General features: G+C 67.1%; 18 protein-coding genes and 4 pseudogenes. 11 read left to right on the top strand and 11 right to left on the bottom strand.

All coding sequences use genetic code 11. From position 1 onward, the window contains the following. Nucleotides 1-30 precede the first annotated feature (30 nt). The 3 genes from ACF3NH_RS21085 to ACF3NH_RS21095 are packed head-to-tail and all read left to right on the top strand — an operon-like array spanning nt 31 to nt 2227. Nucleotides 31-348 carry a hypothetical protein gene (locus ACF3NH_RS21085; RefSeq protein ID WP_422925752.1) on the top strand — a complete coding sequence of 106 codons (318 nt, stop codon included), beginning with the start codon at nt 31-33 and terminating at the stop codon, nt 346-348. Further along, entirely contained in the window at nt 345-1511 is a 1167-nt protein-coding gene (locus ACF3NH_RS21090; protein ID WP_422925754.1) for a hypothetical protein, read from the top strand. The genes ACF3NH_RS21085 and ACF3NH_RS21090 overlap by 4 nt, the downstream gene beginning before the upstream one ends. Next, nucleotides 1511-2227 (top strand): hypothetical protein, encoded by a 717-nt coding sequence (locus tag ACF3NH_RS21095; protein WP_422925756.1) that lies wholly within the window; start codon nt 1511-1513, stop codon nt 2225-2227. The genes ACF3NH_RS21090 and ACF3NH_RS21095 overlap by 1 nt, the downstream gene beginning before the upstream one ends. Before the next feature lie 189 nt (nt 2228-2416). Here ACF3NH_RS21095 and ACF3NH_RS21100 read toward each other — a convergent pair. After that, a pseudogene (locus tag ACF3NH_RS21100) lies at nt 2417-2632 on the bottom strand (IS701 family transposase); the annotation flags it as partial. A gap of 45 nt (nt 2633-2677) precedes the next feature. Here ACF3NH_RS21100 and ACF3NH_RS21105 point away from each other — a divergent pair. From ACF3NH_RS21105 to ACF3NH_RS21120, 4 genes are all read left to right on the top strand, one after another. Next, nucleotides 2678-3139 (top strand): hypothetical protein, encoded by a 462-nt coding sequence (locus ACF3NH_RS21105; protein ID WP_422925758.1) that lies wholly within the window; start codon nt 2678-2680, stop codon nt 3137-3139. A gap of 65 nt (nt 3140-3204) precedes the next feature. After that, on the top strand, nt 3205-3447 hold the full coding sequence (locus ACF3NH_RS21110) for a type II toxin-antitoxin system Phd/YefM family antitoxin (RefSeq protein WP_198368318.1): 243 nt from the start codon (nt 3205-3207) through the stop codon (nt 3445-3447). Further along, the gene (locus ACF3NH_RS21115; RefSeq protein ID WP_198368317.1) at nt 3447-3836 is read left to right on the top strand and encodes a type II toxin-antitoxin system VapC family toxin; all 390 of its coding nucleotides are present in this window, start codon (nt 3447-3449) and stop codon (nt 3834-3836) included. The genes ACF3NH_RS21110 and ACF3NH_RS21115 overlap by 1 nt, the downstream gene beginning before the upstream one ends. A 55-nt stretch (nt 3837-3891) precedes the next feature. After that, nucleotides 3892-4683, top strand: coding sequence for a hypothetical protein (locus tag ACF3NH_RS21120; protein ID WP_198368316.1), 792 nt, complete (start codon nt 3892-3894; stop codon nt 4681-4683). Between the two features lie 179 nt (nt 4684-4862). On the opposite strand, the gene ACF3NH_RS21125 is transcribed toward ACF3NH_RS21120, so the two are convergent. Together ACF3NH_RS21125 and ACF3NH_RS21130 are read right to left on the bottom strand one after the other, a co-directional pair. Continuing rightward, a protein-coding gene (locus ACF3NH_RS21125; protein WP_198368402.1) for an IS630 family transposase occupies nt 4863-5808 on the bottom strand; the annotation gives its coding sequence in 2 pieces (ribosomal slippage) (nt 4863-5469 and nt 5468-5808; 948 coding nt in all). A 30-nt stretch (nt 5809-5838) separates the two neighbouring features. After that, nucleotides 5839-6129 carry a hypothetical protein gene (locus tag ACF3NH_RS21130; protein ID WP_422925761.1) on the bottom strand — a complete coding sequence of 97 codons (291 nt, stop codon included), beginning with the start codon at nt 6127-6129 and terminating at the stop codon, nt 5839-5841. A gap of 177 nt (nt 6130-6306) precedes the next feature. On the opposite strand from ACF3NH_RS21130, the pseudogene ACF3NH_RS21135 reads away from it, so the two are divergent. The 3 genes and pseudogenes from ACF3NH_RS21135 to ACF3NH_RS21145 all read left to right on the top strand — a co-directional run bounded on the left by ACF3NH_RS21135 (nt 6307) and on the right by ACF3NH_RS21145 (nt 7683). After that, nucleotides 6307-7010, top strand: a pseudogene (locus tag ACF3NH_RS21135) (transposase). Between the two features lie 134 nt (nt 7011-7144). Beyond that, on the top strand, nt 7145-7363 hold the full coding sequence (locus ACF3NH_RS21140; RefSeq protein WP_198368314.1) for an antitoxin MazE family protein: 219 nt from the start codon (nt 7145-7147) through the stop codon (nt 7361-7363). Continuing rightward, on the top strand, nt 7360-7683 hold the full coding sequence (locus ACF3NH_RS21145; RefSeq protein ID WP_198368313.1) for a type II toxin-antitoxin system PemK/MazF family toxin: 324 nt from the start codon (nt 7360-7362) through the stop codon (nt 7681-7683). The genes ACF3NH_RS21140 and ACF3NH_RS21145 overlap by 4 nt, the downstream gene beginning before the upstream one ends. 234 nt (nt 7684-7917) lie before the next feature. Here the strand turns inward: ACF3NH_RS21145 and ACF3NH_RS21150 are convergent, their stop codons facing one another. From ACF3NH_RS21150 to relB, 6 genes are all read right to left on the bottom strand, one after another. Next, complete coding sequence (locus tag ACF3NH_RS21150; RefSeq protein WP_198368312.1) at nt 7918-8154, bottom strand: hypothetical protein; 237 nt, start codon at nt 8152-8154, stop codon at nt 7918-7920. 197 nt (nt 8155-8351) lie between these two features. After that, on the bottom strand, nt 8352-9182 hold the full coding sequence (locus ACF3NH_RS21155) for a segregation/condensation protein A (protein ID WP_198368311.1): 831 nt from the start codon (nt 9180-9182) through the stop codon (nt 8352-8354). Continuing rightward, on the bottom strand, nt 9175-9747 hold the full coding sequence (locus tag ACF3NH_RS21160) for a hypothetical protein (RefSeq protein ID WP_198368310.1): 573 nt from the start codon (nt 9745-9747) through the stop codon (nt 9175-9177). The genes ACF3NH_RS21155 and ACF3NH_RS21160 overlap by 8 nt, the downstream gene beginning before the upstream one ends. A gap of 174 nt (nt 9748-9921) precedes the next feature. After that, the gene (locus tag ACF3NH_RS21165) at nt 9922-10941 is read right to left on the bottom strand and encodes a site-specific integrase (protein ID WP_198368309.1); all 1020 of its coding nucleotides are present in this window, start codon (nt 10939-10941) and stop codon (nt 9922-9924) included. Nucleotides 10942-11107: 166 nt separating this feature from the next. Then, a complete protein-coding gene (locus tag ACF3NH_RS21170) occupies nt 11108-11329 on the bottom strand; it encodes a type II toxin-antitoxin system RelE/ParE family toxin (protein ID WP_198368329.1) in 222 nt (73 codons plus the stop codon). 11 nt (nt 11330-11340) lie between these two features. Then, nucleotides 11341-11526 carry a type II toxin-antitoxin system RelB family antitoxin gene (relB, locus tag ACF3NH_RS21175; RefSeq protein WP_198368308.1) on the bottom strand — a complete coding sequence of 62 codons (186 nt, stop codon included), beginning with the start codon at nt 11524-11526 and terminating at the stop codon, nt 11341-11343. Between the two features lie 339 nt (nt 11527-11865). Here relB and ACF3NH_RS21180 point away from each other — a divergent pair. Continuing rightward, a pseudogene (locus ACF3NH_RS21180) lies at nt 11866-12096 on the top strand (transposase); the annotation flags it as partial. Between the two features lie 73 nt (nt 12097-12169). Here the strand turns inward: ACF3NH_RS21180 and ACF3NH_RS21185 are convergent. Together ACF3NH_RS21185 and ACF3NH_RS21190 are read right to left on the bottom strand one after the other, a co-directional pair. Then, nucleotides 12170-13186: pseudogene (locus ACF3NH_RS21185) on the bottom strand (IS3 family transposase); the annotation flags it as partial. Nucleotides 13187-13246: 60 nt separating this feature from the next. After that, on the bottom strand, nt 13247-14446 hold the full coding sequence (locus tag ACF3NH_RS21190; protein WP_422921854.1) for an IS256 family transposase: 1200 nt from the start codon (nt 14444-14446) through the stop codon (nt 13247-13249). Nucleotides 14447-14697 lie beyond the last annotated feature (251 nt).

Below are 14697 nucleotides of genomic sequence, written 5' to 3' on the forward strand. Positions count from 1 at the left end.
CGATACCTCTCCCTGCATGAGGTAGCGGCCATGATCGAGGTGTCTCCCTGGACGCTCCAGAACTGGCGCCGCCCGAACAACATCAAGGCCCCGGATGACTTGCCCTGGACCTATGCCAAGGAAGGCGTGTTCTATCTCGCCTCTGACGTGGAGCGGTATCTGGCGCGCCGCAGCGAGGCCAGGAATGGGGTGCTGCCGCCCCGGAGCGCCGCTGTGGCCGCGCGTGTCGCGAAGCAGCCCTACCTGAACGGTGGTCCGAAGCGGACGCCCAGGAAGGAGAAGGCGGTGGCGGTGGCGACGCCGCGCAATGCCGGGCAGCTCAACCTCGGCCTGGATGTCGCGGCATGAGCAGGCGGCGCAACGACAACCGGCCGGCGCCGCTGACACCGCCGGACCTGGACCTGCGGCACCTCTCGGCGGTGATGATCGACATCAACAGCCTGACCGAGGGCGAGATGCCGCTGCTGGACGATGCCGCGCGCATCGCCAACGTCATGGCGCAGGCCCGCGCCTGGCATCAGGTGCCGGCCGCTTCTCTGCCGAACGATGACCGGCAGCTCTGCTACCTGCTGGGCTATGGCCGTGACCTGAACCTCTGGCGCAAGATCCGCAGCCAGGGCGCTCTGGCTGGCTTCATCGAGTGCTCGGATGACCGGCTCTATCACGCTGCGCTGTCCCAACGTGCGCTGAAAGCGGGCACTCGGAAGACCATGGCGAAGGAGGCTGGAGTGGCTGCCGGGGTGGTCCACAGCGCGAAGAAGCGCGCCAGGAAACAGATACCCCCCCAACAACATATTGAAATCTCTAAGATCGAGGATAACGGACCGATTATCGAACCGGTTAACGGTCCGATTAACGGTCTGATTACCGCACCGGTTATCGGACCGGTTCCTGAAGAGAAGAGAACTGAAGAGAATAGAATAGAATCTATCTCCTCTCCTCGGGACGCGCGCGCGTATGCACACGCACATGCGCACACGCACGCACGCGAGGGGGAGGCCGGGGGGCTGGTGCTGGACGCCAATGCCCGGCCGGTGGGCCAGCCGCCACGGTCGGCCGCGCTGGCTGTCCTCTCGGGTACTCCACGCCGCGTCGATGTCTGCGACGCTGAGTCCCGCGCGGTGAACAGCGCGTTCCGCACGGCCTTCGAGGAGGTCTATGGGGAGGCCCCGAAGCCCGACCCCAAGGCCTGGCCGCACACGGTGAGCCTGTGCGAGACGATGGCGGCGCTCGGCGTGGCCAGCGAGGACATGCCGGGGTGGGTCCAGCGCACCGCCAGGGAGGTGCTGGCGGCGAAACTGGAGCGCGACCCTGGGGACCGTCCGGGGATCGCCTGGGCGGTGCATGGCATCAAGCGCCTGCTCGCGGCGGCGCTGGCGCCCCGTGCGGCCGAGGTTGTGCCCCTGCCGGTGGTGCGTGACGGGAGGCCTCCCCGCAAGCGCACTGTCGGCGCCATGATGCGGGAATTCCGGGAGGGCGAGGGCAAGCACCTCGTGCAGGAGGGGTGGTGATGATCAGCCTGGGAGAGACGCTCGCTTCCATCGCGTCGCGCGACCATGCCATGACCGTCCCGGATCGGTCGCGCGACCTTCCACGACCTTCCACGCGACCGTCGCGGGATGCGGATCCCACGCCGCCGCCGCGCAGTGGTGGCGATCTGCTCACGGCCCGCCGGATGGCCCTGGCCATCATGAACCGGCCCATGAGCGGCGAATTGCAGGCGGCGGTGGCGATCTGGCGGGCCCCCATGGTCATGCCGATCCCGCTGGGCGACGCGGCGGTGGCGGAGGCCGAGGAGCGGCTCGCCGCGCTGACCGAGCTGCTCCAGCCGGCGGATCGGGCGATGATCCGGGGCTTCCTCCTGCGCATCTCGTTCCTGGCCAAGAACCGCCCGGATCCCGAGACGCTGGAGGAGGAGATCAGCGCGGCGATCGACTACCTCAGCGTGCTGCCGGTGATGTGCTTCAAGGCCGAGCTGGCGGCCGTGGTCCTGCGCGATGCCGGCGGCTGGTGGATGCGCGGGGCCGACCTGATGGACAGCCTGGCGCCCTATGCGCGGCCGCTGCGCGAGCGCCGGGATGAAATGGCCGGGGTGCTCCATGCCGTCCGCAATCCGCCGGCCCTTCCTGCCGCGATCCATGTGCCGAATTGCCTGGACGAAACCCGATTGCGCAGGCCGCGCGCGCCCGCGCCTCCGCCTCCCTCCCGGCCTGAAACCCCGATCTGAGACTGTCTCACCATCTCACTGTCACTGAGACAATGAGACGGTGAGACGCGCCTGGAAACCGGCCGTTTTTGAGATTGATTTGAGAATCCAGGGCCTCTCTCCCCCTGCCCTCCGCCGGCAGGTCCTGATGCTGCTCCAGCCCCCCGCTCTCCCGAGCTGATCCGTCGCCTCCGGGAAGGTTCAGGAGCTGCGATGATCACCCTCGCAGACCCAACGGGCCTTGAGGGCGGTTGCCAGCACTCGCAGCGGCGTGCCCGCAGGCAGGTTGCTTAGGTAGTACTTTCGCTCGCCACCCGCGCGCCATTTGCCCACCAGCCAGGCCTCATCACCCGGTAGGTGCCGGTTGTTGCCCCACACGGCGCCGTCGTCCACCCGGATGCGCGCCGTGGCGAACCAGGCAGTGAGCGCGAGGGGCTGGACCTCTCGGTCCTGAAGCTGACGCACCACCGCATGCGCGACCTCGGGCAGCAGAAGCTCAACCTCTTGGGCGGTGAGGCGGGCCCGTCCCTGACGCCGATCACGCAGGTGGGCTCCGGCCAGATGCAGGACAAGCACAAGCTGCGCCTGCAGGAGATCATCCTGGCGATGAACGATCTTTTCGAGGGCGAGATCACCGAGGGGGATGCCGTGGCCTATGTGGACACGGTGCTCAAGGAAAAGATGCTGGAGTCGGAACTGCTCCGCAGCCAGGCGGCGGTCAACACCAAGGAGCAGTTCGGCAACTCGCCGAACCTTAGCGACAAGCTGATGAACGCTATCATGGACGCCATGGCCGCACATCAGACCATGAGCCGTCAGGTGCTCAACTCGGACAACATCCGCGGCCGTATCCTGGCAACCCTGCTCGGCCCGGGGCAGCTCTGGGAGGCGCTGCGAGCCAAGCAGGACCTTCCTGGTCGGGCGGCACCCTGAACCAAGAAGCATTCCTGCCTGGACTAAGCTTAGTCAACTCCTTATCTTGGTGGCCGGAGGCTCTCATGCAGACCGTCAACATCCACGCCGCCAAGACCCACCTTTCGCGTTTGGTGGACGCCGCCGCCGCCGGCGAGGAAATCCTCATCGCCCGCGCCGGCCGCCCGGTCGCCCGCTTGGTGCCGTTGCAGGACGCCCCTGACCGGCCGCGCCGCCGCCTGGGCCGGCTGGCCGGCCAGCTCACCGTGCCGGTCGACTTCGACGCGCCGCTGCCGGACGCCGTGCTCGACGCCTTCGAAGGGCGCTGATGCGCCTGCTGCTCGACACCCACCTGCTGCTCTGGGCGCTGGCCACGCCCGAGCGGCTGGACGCCGTCACGCGCGCGGCGCTGGAGGAGCCTGACAACGAGGTGTTGTTCAGCGCGGCCAGTCTTTGGGAGATCGCCATCAAGGCCGGGCTCGGTCGGGTGGACTTCGCCTTCGAGCCGCAGCAGATCCTCCAGGCGGCGCTGGACACCGGCTTCGTCGAGTTGCCCGTGCGCTCCGCCGCGGCAGTGCTGGTCGCGCGCTTGCCGCCACACCACCGGGATCCCTTCGACCGCCTGCTGGTGGCCCAGGCCATAGCGGAGCCGGTGCGCTTCTACACCGCCGATCCGCTGCTGCCGCCCTATTCCGAACTTATCATCCTTGTTCGCTAAGCTGTTCTCCAGCTGGCGGGGGCCGGCGCACCGCAACCTGCCGGAGGCAGGCTCCGTGTTGGGCGTCGACGTTGGCTATTCGCTGACCCAGGCCAGCAGTGCTGTCTGCCGGCTCGATTGGGACCGCCAGGAGATCCGCTGGACACTGCAGCGCTTCCGGGCGCAGCCTGAAGAGCGGCTCCATGTGCTGCGCAGCGTCGCTCGTCCTGGGCGCTTGGAGGCGGCGGCCCTGGATGGCCCCCTGCGGGCGGGCTTCGATGTCATTGGACGTTACCGTACGGCTGAGCGGATGCTGACGCGCCGGCTGCAGCCACGGATCGGCAAGCCCGGACAGGCCAGTGCGCCGGTGGGGCAGGCCCTCAACGCCGCGGCCAACAGCTGCGCCCGGATCATCCTGGCGCATGGTGATCTGGCGCCGACCCGTCATGCGGTCCCGATCGATGCCAAGGCGGTGGTGGAGGCCTTCCCCAACAGCTTCCTTGGCGTGATGCTGGAAGATCCCGCGGCTGTCCCGGCCCGGCGGCAGGACCGCTCGGACGTGTTCTTTCAGCACCTGGCCCGCACGGGCGGCTTGCAGCGCTTGCTGAACCATCTCCTGCCCGGACGCTCCCTCACCCAATTTCTGGCCGCCGTGACCAACCACGACGAACGGGCCGCGCTGGTCTGCGCTCTCACCGCGCTGGGCGTGGCGGCCCAGGAGTTCGTTGCCGTGGGCGATGCGGATGGCTGGATCATCCTGCCGCCGGCGCCGTTCCTGCAGGGCTGGGCGCTGGCCGATCTCCAGGCGAACGCGGCGACAGAAGCGCCCGGCGCCCTGCACGTATCGGCGGGACCAAGGCCGGTATAGGTCTACCACTCCCAGGGAGAGCGGTTCTTCCAGCCGGCGCGCCGGCCGTGTCGCGGCCGCCATGCAGCATTGCAGGCGAACAACACGGCCCAGCCGCCGCCCCGGCGATGCGAGGCGCCAGACGCTGCGCGATAGCGGCGCTCCGCACGCGTCGCCCCCACTTCTAGAGCATTTTCCATCTACTCCGGCTCATATCCGGCGGCGGTGAAGTAGTTGGCGCATTCTGCTGGTGTGAAGGCATCGAGGAGTTGGCCGATGGTGGCCCAGAGCCCGTCCAGGGTGCGCTCCGCCGCCTTGCGCAGGAGCGCCTTCAGCTTGGAGAAGGCATTCTCGATTGGATTGAAGTCCGGCGAGTAGGGCGGAAGGAACAGCAGGGACGCACCCGTGGCCTCGATAGCCCGGCGGGCCTCGTGGCGCTTATGCGCAGCCAGGTTGTCCAGGATGACGGTGTCGCCGGCGCACAGGGTTGGACAGAGGACCTTCTCGACATAGGCCTGGAAGGCCTGCGCGGTCATGGGCCCATCGAGCAGCATAGGCGCGGTCAGGCCTGTGAGGCGGAGACCGGCGACGAAGGTGGTGGTCTTCCAATGTCCGTGCGGCACGCCTGCACGCAGGCGCTCGCCACGTGGGGCACGGCCCCGCAGTCGCGCCATCTTGGTGCTGGCACCGGTTTCATCGATGAACACCAGGCGATCAGGATGAAAGTCAGGCTGCCGATCGAACCAGGCTTCGCGGGCCGCGGCGATGTCCGGCCGGTCCTGCTCGGCGGCGTGCGCGGTTTTTTTTGAAGGTGATCGCCCGTGCCGCGAAGAAGCGCCAGAGCGTGCCAATCCCCGCCGAGAGGCCGCGCTCGTCATGCAGCCGCTGCTGCATCTCGCGGAGGGTAATGAGGGGCCTGACGGCGACCAGGTCGAGCAGGAAATCGGCCTGCCCATCAAGCTTGGAGCCTCTGGGCTGCCCCTGGCGGCGTGCCGCCGTCTCACCCTCATCCCGCGCTCGCCGTACCCACACAACGGCTGTTGCCACACCCACTCCGAAATGGGCTGCGGCCTGCCGTGCCGACATCCCGCGTGCCGTTGCGTCGAGCACACGCGTCCGGAGATCCTGGCTGTAGGCTCGGGCCATCCTGTCCTCCCTCGCAGGAGGAAAAGCGAATCACATCCCGCCGCAGAAGGGAATCCTCTTCTGAATCGGTGAACGCGGAAACTGCTCTAGCGGCCGGATGTGGCAGATCTTGATGCCATCCCACAGCAGCGGCAACTCGCCCCGCATCCAGTCGCCGACATTTAGCAGGGTGCAGTAGCCCTCCTCGCCCGTGGCTTTCAGCGGGTTGAGCGTGTGGTACGGGCAGCCCGAGCAGAAACTTCCCGAGGGCACTTCCGCCACGCTCTTGCCCTGCGGATTGGCTGGCCAGGCGTACCGGAGCTTCTTCCGAAAGTTCATCACGCCCTGTTATCCCTCAAGGCCTGCAGAACGCATCGCCCATGGCAAGTTTTCCGTCGCCGGTCCGCCTGTCCAACAGCGGGCCGCACCGTGGCGCGCGACATTGGCGTGGTGCATGGATCGAGCGGGTGATTTCCTTGGGATAGGGTGGGGTCTAGCCCCGCGTGGGAGAGCACTCCCTTGCCCTTCAAGGCGAACGCCGACCGGCGGCATCGAATTCCACAGCAGCACCGGGTCAGGAATTGGCCTGCGTACGAGGCGGGCCTGCGTGCCCGCGGCAGCCTGACGGTCTGGTTCTCGGAGGAGGCGATCGAAGGGCAGCAAGCTGAGCCCCGCACCACGCGAGGCGGCCAGCCCATCTACTCGGATCTGGCGATCGCGACGGCGCTGAAGGAAGCTACACCTTGCCACGGACGCCGACACCGGCCGGATCGTCGCGACGAAGCTGACCGGTCCTGATGCAGATGACGGTGCGCAAGTCGGCCCGCTACGAAGGCGCTGGCTAAGTCGCCTCCCTCACTGGCGACGGCGCCTACGTCCGCGACGACGTTTATGCTGCGGTCGCGGCACGACATCCGCATGCGGATGTCGTTGTCCCGCCACGATCGAGCGCGGTGCTGAGTGCAACAGCCGGGACCGCGCCGACGAGGCGGGACCAGCATCTGCAAAGCATTGCCGAACGCGGCCGCATGGGATGGCAGAAGGCCTCCGGCTACAACTGGCGCGCGCTCGTCGAGCCCGACGTGTCACGTTGGAAACGTGTCATCGGTCCCGGCCTGCGCTCCCGAACTGATCGGCGTCAGGCAACCGAGGTATCCATCACGGCGGCGGCCCTGAACCGCATGTTGGACCTGGGTCGCCTGGATTACGTCCGCATCAGCTGACCACAGAGGCGCTCTGGCTCATCACCTCCTCACCGCTAACCCGTGCAACAAGGTGGACGCGACGGGCTACGCAGCGGCCTTGAACCCCGTTAGGGAGCGGCATAGGTTACATGTAACCCATGCCGGAGGCTGCCATGCCTGTCCCTCTTCGCAAGCGTGTCCAGAAGCACCGGGAGGCCCTGCGGGCCGCCGGGCTGCGACCAGTGCAAATCTGGGTGCCCGACACCCGCCAGCCAGGCTTTGCGGAGGAGTGCCGCCGACAGTCGCGCCTCGTTGCGGCGGCGGATGCGGCCGATTCCGAACTCGACAGGTTTCTCGATGCAGCGCTGACCGATATGGACGACGAAGGGTGAGACGAGGGGATCTGGTGACGGTCGCCCTCACCGGTGACTTCGGCAAGCCGCGCCCTGCACTGGTGGTCCAGGCGGATCAGTTCGACCAGATCGGCACGGTGACGGTGCTGCTGGTGTCGGGGACACTGGTGGATGCTCCGCTGATCCGGCCCACAGTGCAGCCGAGCGCAAAAAATGGCCTGCGCAAGCCTTCGCAGATCATGGTGGACAAGACCATGAGCGTGAAGCGCGACAAGCTCAGCGCGCCGTTCGGCCGACTGGAGGACGACGCCCTGTTGTCAGTGACCCGCTCACTTGCCGTGTTCCTCGGCATCGCATGAAGGCAAGGCACGGACAGGTTATCCCTCAGTGCCCGTTTGAGAATGCTGGTGGTGAGGTGTTTGGGCGTTCCCACGTGCCCAGATGGGCTGGATGTGGACCAAGGAACATCGCGCACGGCAGGCAGCGCTTGAGCGGTCGCGTGGAAGGTCGTGGAAGGTCGCGCGACCGATCCGGGACGGTCATGGCATGGTCGCGCGACGCGATGGAAGCAAGCGCCTCTCCCAGGCTGATCATCACCACCCCTCCTGCACCAGGAGCTTGCCCGCGCCCTCCTGGAACTCCCGCACCATGGCCCCGACAGAGCGCGGCTTGCGGCTGAGCTTTCCATCGCGCGCCACCGGCAGGGGAACGACCTCGGCGGCACGGGGGGGCCCAGCGCCGCCGCGAGCAGGCGCTTGATGCCATGCACCGCCCACCTGACGCGCCACGGCTGCTGCCATTTCCGCAAAGCGCGCGAGCTGATTGTCCATATCCAGACAATGCTTTTTCATCAAATCAATGGCTTATAATTTCGACAGAGCAACGGAACCTCACGTAGGACGTGGCCGGCGAAGCAGGAAGGCAAAGGGGCCGCGATCCCACCGAACGAGCCTCGCCATCCCATCGGCGTGAAGGTGCGGATCCAGTGTTGCCCGCTGTGATGAGGTCGGCGAGCGCGCAGGCCCCTTCAATGCCGATATGCGCTACTTTGGCGGAGATGAACACGACTACGGGTGTCCGACGAAGAGACTTCCGCAGCGCCATTCCTGGCCAGCTCCAGGGCCGCCACAAAGGTGCTGGCGAGCGCAGCACGGGCGTTCAGCAGCTGGTGCGTATCCCCCACTGAGAGCGGCGGCAGGAACAGAGCCAGATCGCCACCCTCTGGCCGCTGTCCCAGAATGCTGCGGATGTGGTCCAAGGCATCCGGGACGCGCCAGAGGTTCGGAATCGAGGGCCGGTAGGCCAGTGGTGCCTTATCCCCCTGTCGTTCTCGTCCTTCCAGCATGACAAGGGTCGCCTCAAGGAAGGCGACGTAGAGCTCCGCCTGCGGCTTCGGCGCCGGCCGCTCCTGATTGCCGCGCGTGAAGACGTCCTGTCCAAGTTGCGGCCGAGCGGCGAGCCAGGCGGCGGCCGCCTTCATCGCCGCAAGTTCTTCCAGCTGCCCGAGCCGTTGATCGGCTTCCGCCGCAGCCTCTTCGGCGGCCTGTGGACTAGCAGGAGCGAGCAACTGCGCCCGGAGCCGCAAGAGCTCGCTCGCCATCACCAGCCAGTCGGCCCGGCGTTCCAGCCGGGTGACACCACTCTCCAGCGCGGCCACCAGCTGGTCGGTCAGAGGGACGATCGACAGCCGGCCGAGGTCGAGTTGATGCCGGCGCACCATCTCCAGCAGGAAATCGAGCGGGCCCTCGAAGCCTTGCACACTGAGGTGAGGCATATCGGCCGGCCGGGGGCGCCCGCCGGGCCCTTCGTTTTCCTGCCAACCATCCTCAACCTCGGCTGCGGCGGCGGCGTCAGCCACGCTGCGCCCTGGCCGCTCGGGTCGACTTTTCTCGGTTGTCTTTCCTGTCCCGATTGCCCTGCTTGTGCTGGATGGGTGCGATAAGTTCGCTCGTGGGCTCATCGCCCTCACCGTCCGCGTAGTCCGGCTGGAGGGTGAAGCTCAGAGCTGGCCAGTACCTTCGGAGCCGGCGCAGCGCCTGCCACGGCGACCAGTCCGCCGACCAGAATTCCACCCGCAGTTCCGCCATCCGCCGCTTCCGGCCGTCGAGGGTGGACTCCAGCTCCCGCACATGCCGCAGCGGACGGGTGGTGCCCCAATGCGTCCACAGCCAAGTGCGGCTCTGCGGGTCGTTGGGCCCGAGGCGCAGAATGCCGGATGGGACCGGCAGCAGGCGGTGCAGGTCGAAGGGGTGGCTTCGATCTGTGCCGATGCGGGCGATCGCCCGCTGGTGGTTGGCATGAGTGGCATCCCGCAGCCGCCGAGCCAGGATCCGCGCGCCCTGCACACTGATTGCCCGCTTGCCCTCGGCTGGCGCCGCGAGCGACAGAAACCAGTCCTCCTCCATGCCGTCGAGATCCAGCACCCAGGGGATCACCCCTGCCCCGGCGGCTGCCGCCCGGAACCGACCTGTCCCTTCCGTTGGCCCGCTCACCACCAGCACATTGCGCAGCCAGTCGGTGTGTGCCGGCGCCGGGAGTGCCGTCGGGGCCGGTGCATTCGGGGCGGCCGGAGAAAGACGGGAGACCACTGCCCTGCCCTACAGGTCGAGCAGTCGGGCCGGACTGTCCTGGGTGATCTTGGCCCGGCGGCGATAGCCCTGGGTGGTGGCGATGCTCTTCTGGCGGGTGTGGTGCATCACCTGCTCGTCCAGCGCGCCCTTGAGGTAGGCCTCCGTGATGAAGCCGGCCCGCAGCCCATGCGGGGACAGACGCTCGGTCTCATCCACGGTGAGCCCGGCGAGCTCGGCCCGCTTGCGCAGGATCCGCCACACGCTCTTGGTGTCGAGTCGTCCCTCGAGCACGCCGCGCCCGCTGAGGCCGCGGAACACCGCTCCGTACTCGATCCGCGCCCGCCGCAGCCACTCCTCCACCGCCCGCACCGGGCAGGTCAGGGGATTGAGTCCCCGCGGGATGCCGACCGTGGCCCCCTCGCCTTCCTGGTCGCGCTTGGAGCGCAAGATCTGCAAGGTCATGCCCTCGCTGGTGAAGCGCAGCGCCTCGCGGTCGAGCGCGACCAGCTCGGAGCGTCGCAGCGCTCCTGCGAAGCCGGTCAGCAGCAGCGCCTTGTCCCGCAAGCCCGCCATGTCGGTGCCGCAGCTGGCGAGCAGCCGCTTCACCTCAGCCGAGGTCAGCGCGGCGGCGGGCCGGGCCGGCTTGCCGTGGCTGGCGAAGATGCCGCGCAGTGTCATGCGGATGGCGGGATGCCCGGGCTCGACCGGATGACCGGTGCGCCGGTGCATCTCCGCGATGGCGGCGAGCCGGCGGCGCAGCCCCGAACGGCCGAGCTGCCCGGCGAGGCTCGCCAGATACCCGGCAATCACCAACGGCTCGGCCGGCAGCGGCGACACGCCACCCGCCTCGCACCAGGCCGAGAACAGGCTCCAGTCGGTCGCGTAGGCGCGACGCGTGTTCTCGGACAGCGCCTTGCCGGCATAACCGGACGCCTTGGCGACGGCTTCGCCGACCGGGCCGGAGAGCAGCGCCAGCACGGCAGCCGGGCTCTGGCCCACTGCGGCGCGAAGCAAGGGGGTGGCCAGGACAGGGCGAGTGGGCGGCAAGATCTCGCCCTTCCCTTCGGGCACGGCAGCCCCCGCAGAAGCACGAGGGGACGTCATGGGAGGGCCAGGCAAGTGGACGCTGAGCCAAACGGGCCGGGCCGCTCAGCCGCTTCTGCTAGGGGTAGCGCTGCCGCGCGTGGACAACACTCACGATCTCCACCGCGTGTTATGCGACGCGATAGATGATGATGTAGTTCGGGTGCGCTACCAGTTCGCGGGTCCCCGGAACACGCCCCGGCCGGAACAGGTAGGGGTGTTCGGCCAGTGGCAACACCGCCTCCTCGACCACGCCTTTGAGGCGTCGGGCCGCCGCCGGATTCCGCTTCGTGATGTAGAGAATGATAGTGAGCAGGTCGTCCCTGGCGCTGGCTTGCCAGACAATCGGCAGTACGCGGCGGCCTAGCGCTGCGACGGCTGTTCGGCCTCGGCGAGGATGGCCTCGACCTCGGCCATAACCGCGTCATGCGGGAGGTGCGGCCGTGGGTCCGCAAGGCTCGCCGCCACCTTCGTGCGGAGCCAGTGCTCATAGGCCTCGCCTTCCTCGGTCGAGGAGAACTCGGACTCGATGGGCGACAACGCGGACATCCGCTCTCTATAGCACAGCCGGGCACATTGGTTTCGAGAACTCTCGCCCGATCTGTTGGGCCCGGACGCCCTAGACTGGGGTGCGATCGTCCCCCAATCCGGCGTGCGACATCGTGCGACAGCCGGGCCGAAGCTCCGCGCCGAAGTAACAGGGTCTCCGCTTCGTTTCGCAGTCGCCGCATGCCGAGACTGTGCCACCCCGCGTCAAATAGGGCAACCAGCGCTTTCTTATTAGAAAGCCCGATAAACTATAATTATCGGGCTCTACGCCGGTGACCTGCCTCCGTAGAAGTGAGCCGCCGATCATGTGAGATCGGTGGTGCAGTTCGGAGGGTTGGGATGGCTCGGAAGCAGCACAAGCCGGAGGAGATCGTGGCCAAGCTCCGGCAGGTTGAGGTCTTGGTGGGCCAGGGCAAGACGGTGGCCGAGGGTGCTCGGGCAATCGGGGTCACGCAGGCCCCGTACTATCGCTGGCGTGCGGAGTATGGCGGCCTGAAGCTGGACCAGGTGCGTCGGCTCAAGCAGCTCGAGCAGGAGAACAGCCGGTTGCGGCGAGCGGTGTCGGATCTTGTCCGTCGTCAGAACATTCGGCACAACTCGCGGCGTAGATTAGCGGAGTGCGGACCTCGTCAGGGGGTTGATGTTAGGCGGCGAACTTGCGGTGCTGCAAGCGCCGATGTTCGATGGTCTGTCGCTTGATCCTTTCGCGCAGTTTGATGATTGCCGGAGCCCTGCCGAAGTAGGCGTCGGCAGGCGTCACGTTGGCCAGGCTCTCGTGGTATCGCTGGTGATTGTAGTGCTCGACGAAGGCCTCGATGTGGGCTTCGAGGTCGCCGGGCAGGAAGTAGTTTTCCAGCAAGATGCGGTTTTTCAGGGTCTGGTGCCAGCGCTCGATCTTGCCCTGGGTTTGGGGATGACACGGGGCGCCGCGGACATGGCTCATCTTCCGGGCCTCGATGTATTCCGCCAGCTCACCCGCGATGTAGCTGGGGCCATTATCGCTGAGTAGCCGGGGTTTGTGCAGCACCGTGGCGCTGTCGCAACCAGAAGCCGCCAGGGCGAGGTTCAGCGTGTCGGTGACGTCCTCGGCTCGCATGTTGGTGCACAGCTTCCAGGCGATGATGTAGCGCGAGAAGTCGTCGAGCACGGTCGACAGATACATCCAGCCCCACCCGATGATCTTGAAGTAGGTGAAGTCGGTCTGCCACATCTCGTTCGGCCGCGTGGTTTTCGTGTGGAACTGATCGGCAGCCTTGATCACGACATAGGCCGGGCTGGTGATCAGGTCGTGGGCCTTCAACAGGCGGTAAACCGTGGATTCCGACACGAAGTAGCGCTGCCCATCGGTGAAGCGCACGGCCAGTTCCCGGGGGCTCAGCTCAGACTGTTCCAGCGCCAGCTCGATGATCTGGTCGTGGATGCCCGCCGGGATGCGGTTCCACACCCGGCTCGGCGCCGATGGCCGATCTTCCAACGCCTCCGGCCCGCCTTCGAGGTAGCGATCATACCAGCGGTAGAATGTCCGACGAGGGATGCCGAGTTGGTCCAGCGTGCGCTTGGCCGACAGGTGCGACTGCTCGACGGTTCTGATGATCTCGAGCTTCTCGGATGCGGGATATCTCATTCGTCGTTGTCCCCATCCGCGACCATGCTTTTTTTGAGGATCGTGTCCCACCCTGTGGTGTAGGAGCGGCGCTCCTCAGCGGGCTGAGCCGCGGTGTCAGGCTGCCGCGGCGGGCAGGCTGACGGGGGCAGTATCGCTCACAGCGCCGATGGTCTCCAGCGTCATGTAGCGCGACCGCTGTGTGGCCCATTCGTCGGACTGCTCGAGGAGCAGAGCGCCGACGAGCCTGGTGATGGCGGCTTCGTTGGGGAAGATGCCGACGACGTCGGTGCGCCGCTTGATTTCGCCGTTGAGGCGCTCGATGGGGTTGGTGCTGTGGAGCTTGGCGCGGTGCTCCCGCGGGAAATCCATGAAAGCCAGCACGTCCTCCTCGGCCGCATCCATCAGGCTGGCGAGTTTCGGCACCCTGGGGCGGAGCTGGTCGGCCACGGATCGCCACTGGGCATGGGCGGCCGCGGCATCGGCCTCGGCATAGGCGGTGCCGATCCAAGCCGAGACGATGCGGCGCTGGGTCTTGCCCGCATGGGCGGCGGCGTTTCGGCCGAAATGCACGCGGCACCTTTGCCATGTGGCCCGGAGCACCTTGGCCACTGCGGCCTTGAGGCCCTCATGGGCGTCGGAGATGACCAGCTTGACGCCGCGCAGGCCGCGCCGGGTCAGGCCGCGGAGGAAGTCCGTCCAGAAGGTCTCCGCCTCGGAGGCGCCGACCGCCATGCCGAGCACCTCGCGGCGTCCGTCACTGTTGACGCCTACCGCGATGGTGACCGCGACCGAGACAATGCGGCCAGCCTCGCGCACCTTCACGTAGGTGGCGTCGAGCCACAGGTAGGGCCAGTCGCCCTCGATAGGGCGGCCCAGGAAGTCCTGCACCCGGCCGTCGATCTCGGCGCAGAGCCGGGAGACCTGGCTCTTGGAAATGCCCTCCATCCCCATGGCCCGGACCAGGTCGTCCACCGAGCGCGTGGAAATGCCCTGGACATAGGCCTCCTGGATGACTGCCGTCAGCGCCTTCTCCGCCAGCCGCCGAGGCTCCAGGAAAGCCGGGAAGTAGCTGCCCTTGCGGAGCTTGGGGATGCGAAGCTCCACCGTGCCGGCTCGGGTCTGCCAATCCCGCTCGCGATAACCGTTGCGCTGGTTCACCCGCTCGGCGCTGCGCTCGCCATGCCCCGCACCGCAGCGGCCGTCCGTCTCCAGCTCCATCAGCCGCTGGGCGGCAAAGCCGATCATCTCCCGCAGAAAAGTCGCGTCAGAGCCCTTCTCCAGAAGCTCGCGAAGGGCAATCCTCTCGTCGGTCATCGTGGCGTCCTTGCGTCAGAGTTGCGTGTTGCAACACAACCCTACCGAGGATCACCGCGATGGCCGCCCTAACTTGGGCGGCTGCCTCCTACACCACCACCCGGGGCACGACCTTTTGACCGGACACTCGGACACTTCGAAAAACCTCGCGACTGAGGCGCTGATACCAAGTCCCTGTGATCAGAACCTATGCCTGTAGCGCCTCCCGCAGCAGAGGGTATCTGCCTCAACGTCTATAGGTTCTGGTCAAA

The sequence above is a fragment of the Pseudoroseomonas sp. WGS1072 genome, assembly GCF_049340465.1.
Classification (GTDB): domain Bacteria; phylum Pseudomonadota; class Alphaproteobacteria; order Acetobacterales; family Acetobacteraceae; genus Pseudoroseomonas.

Excerpts from the sequence above, each read along its gene's own strand:
- relB (WP_198368308.1), bottom strand. The coding sequence starts at position 11,526 with ATGTCCGCGTTGTCGCCCATCGAGTCCGAGTTCTCCTCGACCGAGGAA.
- ACF3NH_RS21140 (WP_198368314.1), top strand. The coding sequence starts at position 7,145 with ATGCCTGTCCCTCTTCGCAAGCGTGTCCAGAAGCACCGGGAGGCCCTG.
- ACF3NH_RS21090 (WP_422925754.1), top strand. The coding sequence starts at position 345 with ATGAGCAGGCGGCGCAACGACAACCGGCCGGCGCCGCTGACACCGCCG.
- ACF3NH_RS21110 (WP_198368318.1), top strand. The coding sequence starts at position 3,205 with ATGCAGACCGTCAACATCCACGCCGCCAAGACCCACCTTTCGCGTTTG.
- ACF3NH_RS21105 (WP_422925758.1), top strand. The coding sequence starts at position 2,678 with ATGCGCGACCTCGGGCAGCAGAAGCTCAACCTCTTGGGCGGTGAGGCG.
- ACF3NH_RS21190 (WP_422921854.1), bottom strand. The coding sequence starts at position 14,446 with ATGACCGACGAGAGGATTGCCCTTCGCGAGCTTCTGGAGAAGGGCTCT.
- ACF3NH_RS21095 (WP_422925756.1), top strand. The coding sequence starts at position 1,511 with ATGATCAGCCTGGGAGAGACGCTCGCTTCCATCGCGTCGCGCGACCAT.
- ACF3NH_RS21150 (WP_198368312.1), bottom strand. The coding sequence starts at position 8,154 with ATGGACAATCAGCTCGCGCGCTTTGCGGAAATGGCAGCAGCCGTGGCG.
- ACF3NH_RS21115 (WP_198368317.1), top strand. The coding sequence starts at position 3,447 with ATGCGCCTGCTGCTCGACACCCACCTGCTGCTCTGGGCGCTGGCCACG.
- ACF3NH_RS21085 (WP_422925752.1), top strand. The coding sequence starts at position 31 with ATGATCGAGGTGTCTCCCTGGACGCTCCAGAACTGGCGCCGCCCGAAC.